Annotated in this window: 14 protein-coding genes; 1 reads left to right on the forward strand and 13 read right to left on the reverse strand. The window is 63.1% G+C overall.

From position 1 onward, the window contains the following. Positions 1–250 precede the first annotated feature (250 nt). The 13 genes from DL899_RS17795 to DL899_RS17855 all read right to left on the reverse strand — a co-directional run bounded on the left by DL899_RS17795 (position 251) and on the right by DL899_RS17855 (position 14,859). On the reverse strand, positions 251–1,186 hold the full coding sequence (locus tag DL899_RS17795; RefSeq protein WP_111735689.1) for a LysR family transcriptional regulator: 936 nt from the start codon (positions 1,184–1,186) through the stop codon (positions 251–253). 44 nt (positions 1,187–1,230) lie between these two features. After that, positions 1,231–2,127 carry a hydroxymethylglutaryl-CoA lyase gene (locus DL899_RS17800; protein ID WP_111735690.1) on the reverse strand — a complete coding sequence of 299 codons (897 nt, stop codon included), beginning with the start codon at positions 2,125–2,127 and terminating at the stop codon, positions 1,231–1,233. Next, positions 2,124–3,353 carry a CaiB/BaiF CoA transferase family protein gene (locus tag DL899_RS17805; protein ID WP_111735691.1) on the reverse strand — a complete coding sequence of 410 codons (1,230 nt, stop codon included), beginning with the start codon at positions 3,351–3,353 and terminating at the stop codon, positions 2,124–2,126. The genes DL899_RS17800 and DL899_RS17805 overlap by 4 nt, the downstream gene beginning before the upstream one ends. 20 nt (positions 3,354–3,373) lie before the next feature. After that, positions 3,374–4,522 (reverse strand): CaiB/BaiF CoA transferase family protein, encoded by a 1,149-nt coding sequence (locus DL899_RS17810; protein ID WP_111735692.1) that lies wholly within the window; start codon positions 4,520–4,522, stop codon positions 3,374–3,376. 78 nt (positions 4,523–4,600) lie between these two features. Beyond that, complete coding sequence (locus DL899_RS17815; RefSeq protein ID WP_111735693.1) at positions 4,601–6,247, reverse strand: GMC family oxidoreductase; 1,647 nt, start codon at positions 6,245–6,247, stop codon at positions 4,601–4,603. A 26-nt stretch (positions 6,248–6,273) separates the two neighbouring features. After that, complete coding sequence (locus DL899_RS17820) at positions 6,274–7,155, reverse strand: N-acyl homoserine lactonase family protein (protein WP_111735694.1); 882 nt, start codon at positions 7,153–7,155, stop codon at positions 6,274–6,276. A gap of 16 nt (positions 7,156–7,171) precedes the next feature. After that, complete coding sequence (locus tag DL899_RS17825) at positions 7,172–7,714, reverse strand: hypothetical protein (RefSeq protein ID WP_111735695.1); 543 nt, start codon at positions 7,712–7,714, stop codon at positions 7,172–7,174. A 21-nt stretch (positions 7,715–7,735) separates the two neighbouring features. After that, positions 7,736–8,413, reverse strand: a complete 678-nt coding sequence (locus tag DL899_RS17830; RefSeq protein ID WP_111735696.1) for an ABC transporter ATP-binding protein — start codon at positions 8,411–8,413, stop codon at positions 7,736–7,738. Between the two features lie 2 nt (positions 8,414–8,415). Continuing rightward, positions 8,416–10,206 carry a branched-chain amino acid ABC transporter ATP-binding protein/permease gene (locus DL899_RS17835; protein WP_111735697.1) on the reverse strand — a complete coding sequence of 597 codons (1,791 nt, stop codon included), beginning with the start codon at positions 10,204–10,206 and terminating at the stop codon, positions 8,416–8,418. After that, entirely contained in the window at positions 10,203–11,069 is an 867-nt protein-coding gene (locus DL899_RS17840) for a branched-chain amino acid ABC transporter permease (protein WP_111735698.1), read from the reverse strand. Before DL899_RS17840 ends, DL899_RS17835 begins: the two co-directional genes overlap by 4 nt. 29 nt (positions 11,070–11,098) lie before the next feature. Next, positions 11,099–12,481, reverse strand: coding sequence for an ABC transporter substrate-binding protein (locus DL899_RS17845; protein WP_111735699.1), 1,383 nt, complete (start codon positions 12,479–12,481; stop codon positions 11,099–11,101). A gap of 90 nt (positions 12,482–12,571) precedes the next feature. Then, positions 12,572–13,411: an HpcH/HpaI aldolase/citrate lyase family protein gene (locus DL899_RS17850; RefSeq protein ID WP_111735700.1), complete on the reverse strand. Its 840-nt coding sequence runs from the start codon at positions 13,409–13,411 to the stop codon at positions 12,572–12,574. Between the two features lie 11 nt (positions 13,412–13,422). Next, complete coding sequence (locus DL899_RS17855; RefSeq protein WP_111735701.1) at positions 13,423–14,859, reverse strand: aldehyde dehydrogenase family protein; 1,437 nt, start codon at positions 14,857–14,859, stop codon at positions 13,423–13,425. A 333-nt stretch (positions 14,860–15,192) separates the two neighbouring features. Between DL899_RS17855 and DL899_RS20130 the strand changes: the two genes are divergently transcribed. Then, positions 15,193–15,315: a hypothetical protein gene (locus tag DL899_RS20130; protein ID WP_275426802.1), complete on the forward strand. Its 123-nt coding sequence runs from the start codon at positions 15,193–15,195 to the stop codon at positions 15,313–15,315. The last annotated feature ends 486 nt before the right edge of the window (positions 15,316–15,801 follow it).

Consider the following 15,801-nt stretch of genomic DNA (forward strand, 5'->3'; position numbering starts at 1 on the left):
GCGACCTTCGCCTTGAACTCGGGCGCATGTTGTTTGCGTTTCGACATCTCTGATCTCCTTCTCGTCGAAGATCAGCAGACTGCAAATCGTAGCTTACGTCACTGTCCGAATTTCGGGGGGTAGCTCAGTGCTCAGACGGCGTGCCACTGCCCTGCGAGGTCGATCTGACCTAGGCGGGCGCTTTTCCGCACGTGTTGAAATGAAAAGTGCCCCTTCCGGCGGTATCTTCACGGTGGTGTCGGCGTCCCGATTACTGTGGCCTTGCGCGCGAACCGATGTGCCCCAGCCGCTGCCGGATCGTCGAAATCAGCACATCTTCTGTTTTCACCAGCAGTCCGGTGATCGTCTTGTGGGGACTGCGGGCCGCGTAAATTGTGCGGGACAGGTTGATCCCGCGCACCTCCACCGCAACGATGCTGCCGTCGCCGATCTCTTCCCAGACAGCGCCGAGCGACAGGATCGAACAGGCGGTGCCTTCCGCAACCATTGTCTTGATCAGCGACAGCACGTCGATCTCCGCCGTCACTTTCAGCCGTCCGCCAGCGCCGCGCATCCGCGCATCGATGAAAGTGCGCAGACTGTGCCTCGCACTTGGCAGGGCCAGCGGCAGCCCCGCGATCTCCTCCAGTCCAAGACCCTCCTTGCCCTTGAAACCGCTGCGCTGAAGAAATTCCGGACTGGCCATCAGGAACAGCCGCTCCTGTCCGATTTCCTTGGTCAGGATCCCGCGTTCGGCACCGAGATCGTAGAGGATGCCAAGGTCGACCGATCCGGTTTCAATCATCTCCTGAATCCGGCCGGACATGGCGTCGATGATATTGACCGAAACCGAGGGAAGCCTCTGCTGCACCGCCTGGTAGAAATCATGTCCGGCGAGGTTGGTGATCGAATTTGTCAGGCCCAAGGTGATGTTCGCACCCCGCTCGATCCTCAGTTGCGACAGGTCGAACGCCGCAAGCTCAAGCTGGCGGATGAGCGCGCGGGCATGTTCAAGAAACACCCGCCCCGCCTCTGTCAGCACCACACCCGAGGTCTGCCGCGTCAGCAGTGCCTGTCCCATTTCGTCTTCCAGACGCAGGATCTGCTGGCTGAGCGAGGGCTGCGAAATCTCTAGCCGCAGCGCCGCTTTCGAGATCGAGCCGCAATCGACGACAACCAGAAAATGCTGAAGGTATTTGGTTTCCATGATTTACCCACCCGGAAAAATAGTGGGACGATTAAGTCCGATAATCAACCGCCAATCGCGTTTCTGACACGGCCGCCCGAACAGGCGCCATCCAGTGCGGCCGCCGCATGCGCGCATTGCAGCAGCTGGCCCAGATCGACACCGGTGCGGTATCCCATCCGCTCCAGCATCCAGACCACGTCCTCGGTGGCCACATTTCCCGTCGCCCCGGGCGCGAAGGGGCAGCCGCCCAGCCCGCCAACCGCGCTGTCGATCACGCTGGCGCCGGCGCCTACGGCGGCCCATGCATTGGCCAGACCCAGACCATAGGTGTCATGGGTGTGCACCCCCCAGTTCGCAACCTGCGGAAAGCGCGCGATTGCGGCGCGAAACAGCGCCTCGACCTGATCCGGAACGCCGCGGCCCGTGGTATCGCACAGGCAAATTTCGACATCAGGCCGTAGTGGCACGAGCCTGTCGAGAAGCGCCAGAACCGCCGCCTGCGGCACCCGCCCGTCGAAGGGGCAATCGAACGCGGTGGCAAGGTTGAGCCTAATCCGCGTGTCTGGACCCGCCGCCGCGATCAGGCCGGCATATTCCTCCGCAGCCTCTTCGGGCGTACAGCGAACGTTCGACCGGCTGTGCGCCGCACTGACCGAGATCACGAAAGCCACGAAATCCACCCCGGCCTCCAGCGCCAAAAGGCCGTATTTTTCATTTGGAACAAGAACCTGCGGGTCAAGGCCGGGGATCGCCCGGGCGGCCGCGAGAACCTCCCGGATATCCGCCAGCTGGGGCAGGGCGCGCGGGCTGGCGAATGATCCGATCTCGATCCTGCGCAGGCCCGCCGCCGCCAGGCCTTCGATCATGGCGATCTTCTGTGTGGTGGGCACAAAGGGGCCGATCCCCTGCAACCCGTCCCGCGGCCCGACATCCACAAGGTCAGGACAGCTATCTCTCATGCCACTGCGCCGCCGTCGCGAAGCGCTTTCAGCTGCGCGTTGTTATAGCCCAGAAGCTCCGTCAGAACCTCTTCAGTATGGGCGCCGATCTCTGGCCCGGTCCAGCGAATGCCGCCCGGCGCCTCGTTGATGCGGGGCACAATTCCAGGGTGAAGCAGGGGGCCGAGGGCAGGGTCGGACACTTCCCGGACCATGCCACGGGCACGGTACTGCGGATCCTCGGCGCAATCGGCAATGGTGAAAATCTTGCTCGACGGGACTTGGGCCCGATCCAGAACGGCCAGAAGATCTGCGGTGGACAGAACCTTGCTCCAGGCCGTGATCGCCGCGTCGAGGGGCTCGACATTGGCGACGCGGGCCTCGTTGGTAGCATAGCGCGGGTCGGTCAGCAGATCGGGGCGATTTATCAGTTCGCACAGGCGCCCAAAAAGCAGATCGGAATTGGCCGCAATCAGCACCCAGTCGCCTTCGGCACTGGGATAGGCGCTTGTCGGTGCGGTTGATTTGATCCGCGACCCTGCGGGCTCCCGCACCTGGCCGAGCGCAGAATATTCCGGCAGCATTCCCTCCATCAGGCTCAACACGGATTCGGTGAGCGCCACGTCTATGGTCCGTGCCGCCGCACCTTCGGTTCCGCGCCCGGCCAGAGCCGCGAGAATGCCGATCGCCGCATACATTCCGGCAAGGCTGTCGCCGATGCTGACCCCCACGCGCACCGGCGGAAGATCGCTTTCCCCCGGTGGATGGTTGGTGAGGTAGCGCATGCCGCCAATCGCTTCGCCGATCACGCCGAAGGCCGGGCGGTCGCGGTAGGGCCCGTCCTGTCCGAAGCCCGAGACATGGGCGATCACCCTGTCGGGATTCTCGCCGCGCAGCATTTCGTCGCTGAGACCCAGTCGCGCAAGGTGCCCGGGGCGGAAGTTCTCGACCACCACGTCGCAGGACCGGGCAAGGTCTAGAGCAACCTGGCGTCCATCTTTCGATTTTAGGTTAACCGCAACGGAGCGCTTGTTGCGTCCATGCACCGACCACCAGAGCGAATGCCCGTCGCGCTGTTCCCCCCAACCGCGCACCGGATCCCCGCCGGGCGGTTCGATCTTGATGACATCCGCGCCGAGGTCGGCCAATAGGCGGCAGCAGAAGGGTGCGGCAACGAAATGCCCTATTTCAAGAATACGAACCCCGCGCAGGGGGCCGTGGCCTGTGGTGTCATTCTGCGTTGACATGGCGCCGATCCTTTCGCTGTTCAGGGTGTCGCGCCGCGCGCGATATGCGGTGCAAATTCGGCGCGGATCCCAGTGCTGTGCTGGCCGATTTCGGGCACCTCACCATAGGCGTGGTCCGTGCTTTCCGAGACGAGGGGCGGCGCAACAAGGGAAACCGCACCCCCTGGCGTGTTGACAGAGACGCGCCGCAGCGCCGGATGCTGGCCCAGAAGTTCAACCGGATTGATCGCGCCATAGGCTGTGCCCGCACGGCGCAGCCGGGCCGTCAGCTCGGCAAAGCTCAGCGCGCCGATCTTCGACTGGATGAAGGCGTCGACCTTGGGCCGCTGCGCCACCCTGGCGCGGTTGCTGCCAAAGCCGTCCCGGCCCGGCAGGTCGGGCGTATCAAGGACATCAGCGCAGAAACTCTGCCATTCGCGTTCGTTCTGGATTGCGATCACGACCATCCGTTCGTCGCTGGAGGTAAAGGTGCCATAGGGGCAGATCGAAGGATGCGCGACGCCCAGTCGGGGCGGCTCCTGACCGGTGGCTTCGTATTGCAGCAGCGGCACCGTCATCCACTCGGCGATGGCATCGAAAAGGCTGATAGAAATCGCCTTGCCCTGTCCGGTTTGGCTGCGTTCGATCAAGGCCTCCAGAACACCGGAATAGGCTGCCATGCCGCAGGCGATATCACAGATCGACACGCCGACGCGCCCGGGCCCCGCCGGATGGCCGGTGACCGAGGCCAGCCCGCTTTCCGCCTGGATCAGCAGATCGTAGGCTTTCATATGTTCATAGCCCGCCGCATCGCCGTAACCGGTGATATCCACCGTGATCAGCCGTGGATTGAGCGCGCGCATCTCTTCGGAGCCGAGCCGGGCACGCTTGGCCGCGCCGGGCGCGAGGTTCTGGATATAGACGTCGGCCTGCATGATGATGGACCGCAGCAGGGCCGCATCCTCATCGCTTTTGATATCGGCAACCAGGCTTTCCTTGCCCCTGTTCAGCCAAGAGAAATAGCTCGATTCCCCGCTGGCGAACCCGTCGTAATAGCGGGCGAAATCGCCCTCCGCGCGCTCCACCTTGATCACCCGGGCGCCGCCATCGGCCAGCCGGCAGGAACAAAGCGGCGCAGCCACCGCCTGTTCGAGTGCCAGCACGCAGATATCCTGAAAGACGTTTTTCATATCTCGGTCCTCGCGGGCCTTGGCCCGTTCTTTGTTGATGTCGTTCGCAGGCGGTGCCGGAGCCCTTCGAGCACGCTATCAGGCGGCGCGACTGCCGGCGCGGATCATGTCGGCGCCCTTCTCCGCGATCATCAGCGTCGATGCGTAGGTATTGGCTGAGGGCATGCTGGGCATGACCGATGCGTCGATGACCCGAAGCCCCTCCATTCCGTGCACGCGAAGCTGATCGTCCACCACGGTAAGGGCCTCGCTGCGTGGCCCCATCCGGGAGGTGCCGATCAGGTGCCAGACGGTCGCGCCGAAATCCCGAGCCCAGGACAGGATATCCTCGTCGCTTTGGATATCGGTGCCGGGCAGGGTTTCGAAATCCATGTATTTCGACATCGCCCCCGTCCCCAGCAGCCTGCGCGCGAGTTTAATCCCATCCACCATCGCCTTCTGATCCACCGGGTGGCTCAGGTAATTGGGCTGGATCGCCGGATCGGTGAAGGGATCGAGCGATTTTGCCCGCACATAGCCAAGGCTTTCCGGCCGGTGCTGCCAAAGCCCGCAGCTCATTCCGGGAAAATCGTCCAGCAGGCTGACAAACCCGGCCTTGTAGCTGGCCGGGGTAAAGACCACCTGCAAATCCGGTTCGCTCAGTGCCTCGTCCGATTTCCAGAAGCAATGCACAAGCGAGGGGCTGACGGCGAGCAGGTTGGGCTGGTTGAACACCCATCGTGCCGCCTGTCCCCAGAGCCGCACACCACGTGTCATTTCGTTCATCGTCAGCGCGTTCTTGGCCCGGGCCACCACACGGACGGAGCAATGATCGCGGAAATTCTCGCCCACACCGGGCAGGTCGTGCAGCACCTCGGCGCCGATCTCTTGTAGATGCTCCGGATTGCCGATGCCCGACATCTGAAGCAGACGCGGCGTGTTGATCGTCCCGCCCGAGATCACCACCTCGCGCCGGGCGCGAACCTCGTGCACGCTCTTGTCGCGTTCATCCACATAGCGGATGCCCACGGCGCGCTTGCCCTCTAGCAGGATCTTGAACGCCCGGGCGCGGGTGCGTAGGTCGATCCGCTTGGTGTCCCGGATGGCGGGCCAGAGGAAACTGCGCGCGGCGGACCGGCGCAGCCCGCGTTTGATCGCCCGCTGGAAATAGCCCACCCCGGCCTGGCTGGCACCGTTGTAATCGGGGTTGCGCGGGATCCCCAGCTCCTGCGCGCCTTCGATGAAGGCCTCGCAGATCTCGTGCCGGAATTCGAGGTCGGTCACCGGGATATTGCCCGTCCGTCCGCGATAGCTGTCGTCGCCCGCGCCGATCCGGGATTCAAACTTTTTGAAATAGGGCAGCACGTCGTCATACCCCCAGCCACGATTGCCGCGCTGCGCCCAGGTGTTGAAATCATTCGCCTGACCCCGGTTGATCACCATGCCGTTGATCGAACTGGAGCCGCCGACGGTACGCCCGATCGGCATGGCAACCTCCCGCCCGTTCACCCCGGGCGAGGCCTCGGTCTTGAATTGCCAAGTGTAGTCCGGGTTGAACATGATCTTGATGAACCCGGCCGGCAGATGAATGAACGGATGCAGATCCTTGGGGCCGGATTCCAGCGCACAGATGGTCACGCCATCACTCTCTGAAAGCCGGGCTGCCACAACCGACCCGGCGGCCCCGGTACCCACGACCACATAGTCAAATGTTGTGGTGGTTTTGACGGGTTTGTCTTCATACATGGTTTTTTTCCGTTCGCTTAGGGCATTCAGGCGGAGACGTGGCTTTGCTGCCCGTCGCCCACCGCAAGCTCGATGATCTGCAGCCCCTTTTCCGACAGCCGCGAGGGAAAGCGGTCTTTCAGCCGTTCCTCATGGATCGGGATCACGCGGGTGGTGTCGCCCTCTGCGCGTTTCACCATCTCATCGGTGACCAGCAGCAGGTTGGTTTGGCTGCCATAGGCCAGACCGACGGGGATATAGGCGCTGTCTTCTGGGGATTGCCCTTCGAGGTTGTCAAACTGGTAAAGAAGATCGCCCGCCAGAACCCAGACATCGTCCGACGCCGCCTTGCCGTCATTGCGGATCACCACATACTGGCTGCCCGCTGTATGGGTGTCATAGGCCGGGTGGAGGTCGATCCCTGGCAGCGCATTCTCGCACGCGCCACGGATCGAGATCAGCCGTCCCTGCCGGGCCAGATCGACCGCCTTGATGATGTCGCTGGGGTCGGTAGCCCCCATGAGGAACTGGAACTTCTCGTCGAGCGACATGATCCAGATCCATTTCGCCAGCTCTTCCTCCTGAAGATAGACCTTGGCATTGGGGAACCGGGCCAGACCGCCCATATGGTCGAAATGGGCATGGGTGATGATGATGTCGGTCACATCTTCTGGCCGCACACCGCATTCCCCTAGAACCACGGCATAATCCTGCCAGTTTTCGACCCCGAAACGGTCGTTCAGCTCTTTGGCGTAATCGACATTGTCATAGCCGACATCGACCATGATCATCCGGTCCCGCCCCTTCAGAAGAACATAGGAATAGGAGAGTTTGATCGTCCCCTGATTATGTGCGCCGTAAACGACGCCGCTTTTGGGAAATTGCGAAGAATACGCGTATTCCAGCACATAGATTGAATAGTCCGACATGGTCCTCCCTTTCGTCTTAACGCTGTGCCGTCGGATGACAGGCGCAGCAGGCCTGATCGAAATCGACCAGATCGAAACCGGGCAGCGCCTGCCCGGCATGTCCCAGCTCCCGCCAGGCCGTTTTCAGCATCGGCAGCAGATCGGGGCTTTCCCCGCCCCGGGTGATCAGCCCGGCTGCCCGACCGGTGCGCAGGATCTCCTCCAACAGCGCGATGGCCCGGGTCATATGGTGATGATGATGCGCGGCGCGGGGCGTGGGGCGGGCCGCGGCAAAGAGATCGCGCAGCTCACCCATGGAGCCGCGTGCCAGCCTGTAGCCCTCTTGCGCGACCTCGCTGACCCCGTCCGAGGCCGCCTCCAGCACAAGCGCCCCCGCGACCTGCGACAATGTCTGCTTGAGTTTGCGGAACGCCCGTTGCGCCGCTAAAACATACGCCAGCGTCTGTTCATCCAGCCGTGGCGCCAGCGCGGCCTCGCCCACACCGGGCGGCGGATCAAGCCCCTCAAGGCTAAGCAGCTTTGGCACCTCTGCCTCGGCTATGGCTTTCAATCCCTGCATCTTCTCCTCCTCCCGCTTTGATCACACGCCCAGATAGGCCTGCCGCACATGGTCGTTTTCCGAGATCTCGGCCGAGGCGCCGTGCAGCACGACGCGCCCGTGTTCCAGCACATAGGCGCGGTCGGAAATGCGCAGTGCCTGGCTGGCGTTCTGCTCCACCATCACAATGGTCATGCCGGTATCGGCGAGGCGGCGGATCGCCTCGAACACCTGGGCGATGATCTTGGGCGCAAGCCCTGACGAGGGTTCGTCGAACACCACCACCCGGGGGCGGGCGCCAAGGGCCAGGGCCATGCTCAGCATCTGCCGTTCCCCGCCGCTCAGCCGTCCGGCCAGCGCCTTGCGATAGCGTTCAAGATTGGGAAACAGCGCAAAGACATCGATATCCGGGTTGGTCCCGCCCACGGCGAGGTTCTCGTCCACCGTCAGGCTGGTGAAGATCGGGTGGTTCTGCGGCGCCAGCGCGATGCCCGCCCGTACCACGCGATGCGCGGGCCAGCCGGTGATCTCTTTGCCCTCTAGCAGGATCCGGCCCGAACTGGGCGCATAGCGCCCGGTGATCAGCCCCAGAAGGCTGGTCTTGCCCGCCCCGTTCGCCCCGAGGATCGACACAAATTCCCCTTCGCCGACCTGCATCGACACATCGTCGATCTTCAGGGCTCCCGCGAAACGGCTTGAGACATTTTCCACGACAAGCATGATCAGGCTCCCAGATAGGCTTCGATAACGACGGGATCGCGGGCGATGGCATGCGGCTCTCCGGTGGCGATGATCTTGCCGAAATCCAGCACCGCCAGATTGTCGCAAAGCTCCATCACCACGCCGATCTTGTGCTCGATCAGCAGGATCGTGCAGGCCAGCGCATCGTGGATCGCGGCGATCTTTTCCTTCAGCTCGGCGGTTTCGGTTTCGTCCATCCCGGCCAGCGGTTCGTCCAGCAGCAACAGGGCAGGGCGAGGCGCGATGGCCATGGCAATGGTCAGCAACCGGCGCTGATAATGCGTCAACCTATCGGTCGGCAGGTCCAGCAGCGTCGCAAGGTCGCAGACCGAAATAACCCAATCCAGATAATCCTGATCCTGGATGGATCCGCGCGCTTCCGCCGCCACGCGGATCGACTGAGCGACTGTATGGTTGCCCAGCACAAAGGGATGCTGAAAGGTGCGCCCGACGCCAAGCTGCGCCATGCCCGAAGGGCTAGGCCGCACCGCAGCGCCGTTCAGCAGCAGGCGTCCTCCGCGCATCGGTGCGATCCCGGTCAGGGTGTTGAACAATGTTGTCTTGCCGGCCCCGTTCGGGCCGATCACGCCAAAAATCTCGCCCTTCTGCGCGGCAAAGGACACGCCATCCAGCACGATGTAATCGCCAAAACCGCAGGTGATATTTTCCAGCGCCAGCGAGGCGCCCTCGACCCTATAGTGTGCATGGGGCCGGACGGTGCCGGGGGCGGGCGCATCTGCACGGGCCGCTACGGCAGCGGTTGCGCCTCCGCCGGTCAGGGACCCGGCAAGCCGCTGGAACAGCGGCACGAGCCCATCCCGGAAGAGATAGACATAGGACAGCAGGAACACGCCATAAAGCACCATGGACCATTGCGCGCTGGCCCGCAGGACTTCCGGAATGCCGGTCAGGACGATCGCCCCGATCACGGGGCCCCAGAGCGATTGCGCGCCCCCGGCAAGCACCATGACCAGGATGAAGACGGAGGCGCTTGGCACGATATCCGCGGGAGAGATGCCGCCGATGAAATGCGCATTCAGACTGCCGGCCAGCCCGGCGACGCCGCTGGCAATGGCGAAGGCGAGGATGCGGTAGGGCGCGGCGGGCACGCCGATGGATCCGGCCACGATCTCGTCCGCGCCGAGCGCCCGCAGCCGTCGTCCAAAGCGTGATCCTTCGGTGCAGAGCCAGCAGACGATCAGAGCGCCGACCGCAACCGCAAGCCCGAAGTAGTAATAAACACGCGGATCCAGCCAGTCATAGCCAAACAGATCGGGCGGGATTGGCAGGCCGAACATGCCCGAGAGCCCCCCCGTCACATCGCGCCAGGCGCTCAGGATCTGGATCGCGATCAGGCTGAAGGTGAAGGTTGCGATGGCGAAGTAAAAGCCGCGCAACCGCAGGCTGGTCAGGCCCAGAAGCAGCCCGAACGCCGCCCCCGCCACACCCGATGCGAACCATGCGGGCCACCAGCTCCAGCCCAGCTGCATCATCAGGATGCCCGAGGCATACCCGCCGATCCCGCCGAAGGTCGCCTGCGCCAGGGACATCCGGCCCGAACGCACAACGATGGCCAGGCCAAGCGCCATTACGGCGTTGAGCACCATTGTCACCAGCACATCCAGCGCGTAGCCCGAGGTGAAGATCTGCGGCGCCGCCAAGGCGGCAATCGCCAGCACCGTGCCAAAGACGGCATGTCCGGTTCTTACGCCGCGCCGGCCCCGGGGGCTGGCGTCGGTCGCAGTGCGGGAAGTCAATCGTGCCGCCATCATGCCAGGCGCTCCTTCTGGCCAAACAGCCCCTGTGGCCGCAGGATCAGCGTCAGGATCAGGACGAGAAGCGGAACGATGGGGGCGACATTGCTGATCAGGTAGGCGAAGGAGAGGGTGTAGATCACACCCAGGATCAGCCCCGCCACGAGGCAGCCCGCGATAGAGCCGAGCCCGCCCAGGATCACCACCGTAAACGCGGTGAAAAGCGCGGTATCGTCCACGGCGGGCGAGAGGCTGTAGACCGGGGTCAGCAGCACGCAGGCCACCGCGGCGATCGCTGTGCCAAAGCCGAAGACCGCCACATTGATCAGCCTCGGATCGATGCCCAGAAGCTGCGCGCGCTCCGCATTGTCGGCCACGGCGCGAAAGGTTCGCCCCAGCCCGGTGCGCGCAATCAGCAGATAGATCAGCCCGATCAGCGCCAGGCTGGCGATCCCCGCCGTCATTCGCGCGTAGGGCACGATGAAGGGCCCCAGTTCGATCGCCGGAGCGCTGTTGTCGCCGATGAAGCGGTTCTGCGACCCCCAGGCCAGTACCGCGCCGCCTTTGAGGACAAGCGACAGCCCCAGCCCGAAGATCAGCGAGGCATCGTCATTGCCGCGGAACTGCCCGAAGCCGATGATTTCGATCACCGCCCCGACCGCAAACATGATGAGGAAGGCGCAGATCAGTGCCGGCAGCAGCGACAGACCGAGAAGTTCGGCGCTCCAATAGGCCGCGTAGCCGCCGACCATATACAGCGCGCCATAGGCGAAATTCACCGTCTTCATGATGCCGAAGACCATCGAAAGCCCGATCGACATCAGGGCGAACATGCCGCCCAGAAGCAGGCCGTTGATGATCTGTTGCAGGAAAAGTTGCATCTGCGCCTCCCGTTGTTGTTCCGACGCGCCTAGAGCGGCATCCGGGTTTCCCCGGCGTCCTTGCGCATCGCCTCGATCTCATTGAGCGTCGGGTACCAGTTCACGCTCTCGTCCTTGGGGTCCGAGGTGTAACCGGCCCAGTTTTCCGGCATCCAGCCGGGCAGGCCCTGGTATTGCTCTCCGCCGACGGGGACGAGGCAGCTTTCGTTCAGGAAATCGGCGGAGGCGTCGAAGCGCGACTGCCAGAGCGGGATCTTCAGGAAGACGCCCTTGTTCGCGGTGGCGATGGCGCCCTCGGGGCGGATCATCAGCTCGTCCCGGCGTTTTTCGGCCACCACCGGGATCGCCTCGATCACTTCGCGCGGATCGAGCGAATTGGCCTCTTCCATCGCCCAGAGCACGATCTTGGTGGAATCGTAGCCGTGCCAGAACCAGTTGTTCAGGTAGAGGTCGGTATCCTCGTTCAGCTTGCGGCTCAGCTCACTGTGCTTGTCGCTCCAGAACACATAGGGCCGCGAGCCCTGATAGACGGTGCCGTCCACATTCTTCGCGCCGCCCGCATCCTGGAAGGTCTCCGGACCCCAGGCGCCTTCGGCGAAGAGCGGGATATCGGCCAGACCTCCATTGCGGGCCTGAAGCGCCGCGGCGGAGGCAGGACCGTCGCCCATGATGATGTAGAGCATCTCGGATTTCGCCGCGACCATCTTGGAAACCTGGGCCGAGAAATCGGTTTGCGAGGCTTCAAGGTAGGAGCGGTTGACCACTTCACCGCCCAGCTCTTCGAAGGTGCGGGCAAAGGCCAGGTGGAAATCGGTGCCCCAGGTGTTGGTCAGCTCGATACTGGCGGCGCGGCGGATGCCAAGCTCATTGAAGGCGTAAAGCGCATGATAGGGCGCGGTCGCCTGGGCCACGGCGAATTCATAGAAGCGCAGCTTGTTGTTGGTCATGATCAGGTCTTTGCCGGTGATCCCGGTGATCATCATCGCGTTGGAGCGTTCGTTGATCCCTTGTACCGCCGCAGGTGCCTCGACTGAGACATAGCCGGCGGTGTAATGCACCCCGTCGGCGGCCATCTTCTTGAACGCCGAAATCCCGCCGGCGGCCGAATATTGTTCATCCCCGATGACATTCTCGACCTGATAGGTCTCGCCGCCCACCTTGATACCACCGGCCGCGTTGACCTCGTCAATGGCGTATTTGATGGAATGGATCCAAGGCTGCGACACAACGGTGAAGCCGCCGGACAGCGGTAGAATGGTGCCCACCGCAATTTTCCCTTCTGGTGCGAAGGTTGTGTCAAATGCCGCATTCGCAACGCGTGACCCCAATGCGGTGGAGAGCGTCAGCCCTCCCAGCATCGCACCGCCCCGCAGAACGGCCCTCCGATTGTAACTCTTGAAGTAAACGGACATGAACTTCCTCCTTGTAAGACCCGGTCTATTGCCAAACGTCGGTTCGGCCTTTCCATCCCGGGCGGGTCCCCGTGGATGGGTCTTCGGGGGCTATCCCTCCACGGGCTCCTCCCCCCCGATCACCTCTTCGCCGAGCGCCAATATGCGCTGTGCGCGCAGCCGCACCGGACGGTCGACCATGGTACCGTCGACATTCACGGCCCCATCGCCCTGCGCCGTTTCACCCGTCGCAATGATGCGCCGCGCCCAGGTCATCTCGGCCCTGCTGGGTCGGAACCCGGTGCGCACGGCCCCGATCTGGGCGGGATGGATGCAAAGCTTTCCGGTAAAGCCCAAAGTGGCCGCGTAGCGCGCCTCCGCTTCAACCTCCGGCAAATCATTGAACCCGGTGCAGATCCCGTCGACCGGGCCCACCGCACCTTCCAGCCGTGACACTTGGACCAGCCGGGCGCGGGTGCATAGCAGCGCCTCGCGCATATGGGCCGCCCCGATATCCAGCGCAAAATCGACCGAGCCGAAGGCGAGGCGGCTTGCCCCCGCGCGCAGCAGCTCCGGCGAATTCTCGAGGCCAACGGCGCTTTCAATAAGCGCGACGATTTCGACCCCGGGCATGAGCGTGCGCAGATGCCGGAGCTCGCCGCCCGTTTCCGCCTTGGCCAGCATGACCGCTGTCGCACCCGCCTTTCTCACGGCGGCAACATCCTCGGAAAAATATTCGGAGCTGATCGGATTGATCCGCACCATGGCCGGTATATCCGTCAGCGTCAGCCCGGATACAGCGCTGCGCGCCGCAGTTTTATCGGCCTCTGCAACCGCGTCCTCCAGATCGAGGATCACGCAATCCGCCCCGGCGGCAAAGGCTTTGCCGATCAGTGCCGGGCGCAGCGCAGGCACGAAAAGCGGAGATATGCAGGTTTCGACAAAGGGCATTCCGGTGTCCGTCAGGTTGAATAGCGATGGATGATCGTCTTGGTGACGGAGAAGTCGTGTAGCGCGGCCATGCCTTTCTCGCGGCCATGGCCGCTTTTGCCGACGCCACCGAAGGGCAGCTCGATCCCGGCCCCCGCGCCATAGCAATTGATGAAGATCTGTCCGCCGCGGACCCGCCGGGACAGTCGCTGCTGACGACCGCCATCCCGGGTCCAGATCGCGGCGACCAGCCCGTAATCGGTGCCATTGGCCAGACGGATCGCATCGGCCTCGTCCTCGAAGGGCAGGGCGACCAGCACCGGGCCAAAGACCTCTTCGCAGGCAATTTCGCTGTCTCTGTCGGAAGTTTCGAACAGCATTGGTGCCACGAAATTTCCCTCTGGGCTCACCCCGTCAAGAACCCGGCCACGTGCCACGACGCGGGTGCCTGCCGCTTCTGCCCGCGCGACAAACCCGGTGACGGCTTGCATCTGCTTGCGGGTGATGATCGGTCCGCAATCGGCCTCCATCTCGGGGGCGCCCGCCGTGAGTGCGGCAAATGCCTCGGCCAGCTGGGACAACGCCTTTTCATAGATCGGCCGGTGGATCAGAACCCGGCTTCCCGCGGCGCAGGTCTGTCCGGCATTCTGCACAATCGACCGGCAGATCACCGGGATCGCCTCTGCCAGATCCGCATCGTCGAACAGGATGTTCGGGCTCTTTCCGCCCAGCTCCAGCGTGCATCCGGCGAAATGATCCGCCGCCATCTTCTGAACAAGTTGCCCGACACGGGGCGATCCGGTGAAGGAGATAAAATCCACATCCGCGTGCATCGCAAGCGCGGCACCGGCCACCTCTCCCCGGCCAGTGATCACATTCAGAACCCCGTCGGGCAGCCCCGCCCGGTTTGCCAGATCGGCCAGTTTCAGAACCGAAGCGCAGCCATCCTCGGCGGGTTTCAGCACAGTGCAATTACCCATGGCCAAAGCGGGGGCGAGGGTGCGGCCGAACATCTGTGCCGGATAGTTCCAGGGCAGGATATGCCCGGTGACCCCATGCGGCTCGTGCACCACGGTGACCGAATGCCCGAACAGATAAGGTACGACCTCTCCGTAAAGCTTGTCGGCAGCGGCACCGTAGTAGTCGAAATAGCGGATCAGCGCGGTGATATCGTTGCGCGCGGTGCTCAGCGGCTTGCCGGTATCCTGGGCCTCCAGCGCCGCCAGGGGCTCGGCGTCCTCCGCGATGAGTGCGGCGAATCGGGCCAGAACCCGGCCCCGCTCTGTCGCCGACAGATCGTTCCATACGCCAGAGTCGAATGCGGCACGGGCCGCAGTCACGGCGGCGTCGATATCCTCTGCGCCGCTGTCCGCGATCTGCGCGAAGACCTCGCCGGTGCTTGGGTTCCGGCAATCCAAAGTCGCCCCGGCCGCTGGAGGCACCCAGCGGCCAGCAATAAGGTTTTTCATGACCCCCTCCCAACAGCGCGCCCTCTTGAGCGCTGCCTATTGTCATCGCGCCCTGCCCGATCTCAGGGCAATCCCAAGCTCGGAGTCGGAGGCCAGAGCCACAGAGGTTTGATACTGAATATCTTTCCTGTATTTCTTGCGGTCGAGCCCTTCACAGAGCGCGATGAACGGTTTCAGTTTATAAAGCGGCCTTCGCAGTCGCTAGCTTCAAAGCCATCTAACGCGATAGGTTTTTCCTATGGCGTTTCGCGCAAAGCAGGCAGTCGTCAGGGTGATTTGCGAACCGGCGGGGATTTTTGAGGTCGGCGTCCTGATGCGACGGAGGACGGTGCAGTGGAGAAAGCGCTGCTGCCTGTTGCACCGGTCGGGCGCCTCCATGTGGCAGGCCTGTTGGCACAGAACAATATCGCCGATCGCCCTCATGAAATCCGCAGATCAGCCCGCGTCGCCAAGTGACGATAGTGGGTGGAGGAACCTTTCGGGCACCACTTGTCTCACAACGATACCTCTCGGCCAACCGCAACCTCGCAATTGCTGCGAAAAGCCTGCTGATCGCCCCTCACATTATGATCCAGCGGGCTATGGCGGACGGGCTTCTCCTTCGGGGTGGAACAATGTCACCTCCTCGGGCATCGGCCGTCAGAATTGCTCGACCAAGCGAGAATAGTCGTAGGCTAGTGCATAGTACGCCGCGCCCCTGGCACGAACCGCAGGTTGCCGCTCACCGATGTGCAGATACGGGGTCCGTTGTCGTTAGCGATCGAGTGACTTCGCTCAATTGGGCCTGAACCGCCCCGGGTTTACCGGAGAGTTTCTGGTTCAATAGTTAGGCTGCTTTTTCATCTGCGTTCAAGCTTGCGTAGAAGGTCTCCTCTGCTTCGTTCGGCGTGACGTAACCGATGGCGTTGTGCAGGCGCGTGTTATTATACCAGTCGACCCATT

The sequence above is a fragment of the Roseovarius amoyensis genome (genome assembly GCF_003260265.1).
Lineage (GTDB): Bacteria > Pseudomonadota > Alphaproteobacteria > Rhodobacterales > Rhodobacteraceae > Roseovarius > Roseovarius amoyensis.

Bases quoted from the DNA above. Each gene is read 5' to 3' on its own strand.
- DL899_RS17795 (WP_111735689.1), bottom strand. From the start codon at position 1,186: ATGGAAACCAAATACCTTCAGCATTTTCTGGTTGTCGTCGATTGCGGC.
- DL899_RS17800 (WP_111735690.1), bottom strand. From the start codon at position 2,127: ATGAGAGATAGCTGTCCTGACCTTGTGGATGTCGGGCCGCGGGACGGG.
- DL899_RS17805 (WP_111735691.1), bottom strand. From the start codon at position 3,353: ATGTCAACGCAGAATGACACCACAGGCCACGGCCCCCTGCGCGGGGTT.
- DL899_RS17810 (WP_111735692.1), bottom strand. From the start codon at position 4,522: ATGAAAAACGTCTTTCAGGATATCTGCGTGCTGGCACTCGAACAGGCG.
- DL899_RS17815 (WP_111735693.1), bottom strand. From the start codon at position 6,247: ATGTATGAAGACAAACCCGTCAAAACCACCACAACATTTGACTATGTG.
- DL899_RS17820 (WP_111735694.1), bottom strand. From the start codon at position 7,155: ATGTCGGACTATTCAATCTATGTGCTGGAATACGCGTATTCTTCGCAA.
- DL899_RS17825 (WP_111735695.1), bottom strand. From the start codon at position 7,714: ATGCAGGGATTGAAAGCCATAGCCGAGGCAGAGGTGCCAAAGCTGCTT.
- DL899_RS17830 (WP_111735696.1), bottom strand. From the start codon at position 8,413: ATGCTTGTCGTGGAAAATGTCTCAAGCCGTTTCGCGGGAGCCCTGAAG.
- DL899_RS17835 (WP_111735697.1), bottom strand. From the start codon at position 10,206: ATGATGGCGGCACGATTGACTTCCCGCACTGCGACCGACGCCAGCCCC.
- DL899_RS17840 (WP_111735698.1), bottom strand. From the start codon at position 11,069: ATGCAACTTTTCCTGCAACAGATCATCAACGGCCTGCTTCTGGGCGGC.
- DL899_RS17845 (WP_111735699.1), bottom strand. From the start codon at position 12,481: ATGTCCGTTTACTTCAAGAGTTACAATCGGAGGGCCGTTCTGCGGGGC.
- DL899_RS17850 (WP_111735700.1), bottom strand. From the start codon at position 13,411: ATGCCCTTTGTCGAAACCTGCATATCTCCGCTTTTCGTGCCTGCGCTG.
- DL899_RS17855 (WP_111735701.1), bottom strand. From the start codon at position 14,859: ATGAAAAACCTTATTGCTGGCCGCTGGGTGCCTCCAGCGGCCGGGGCG.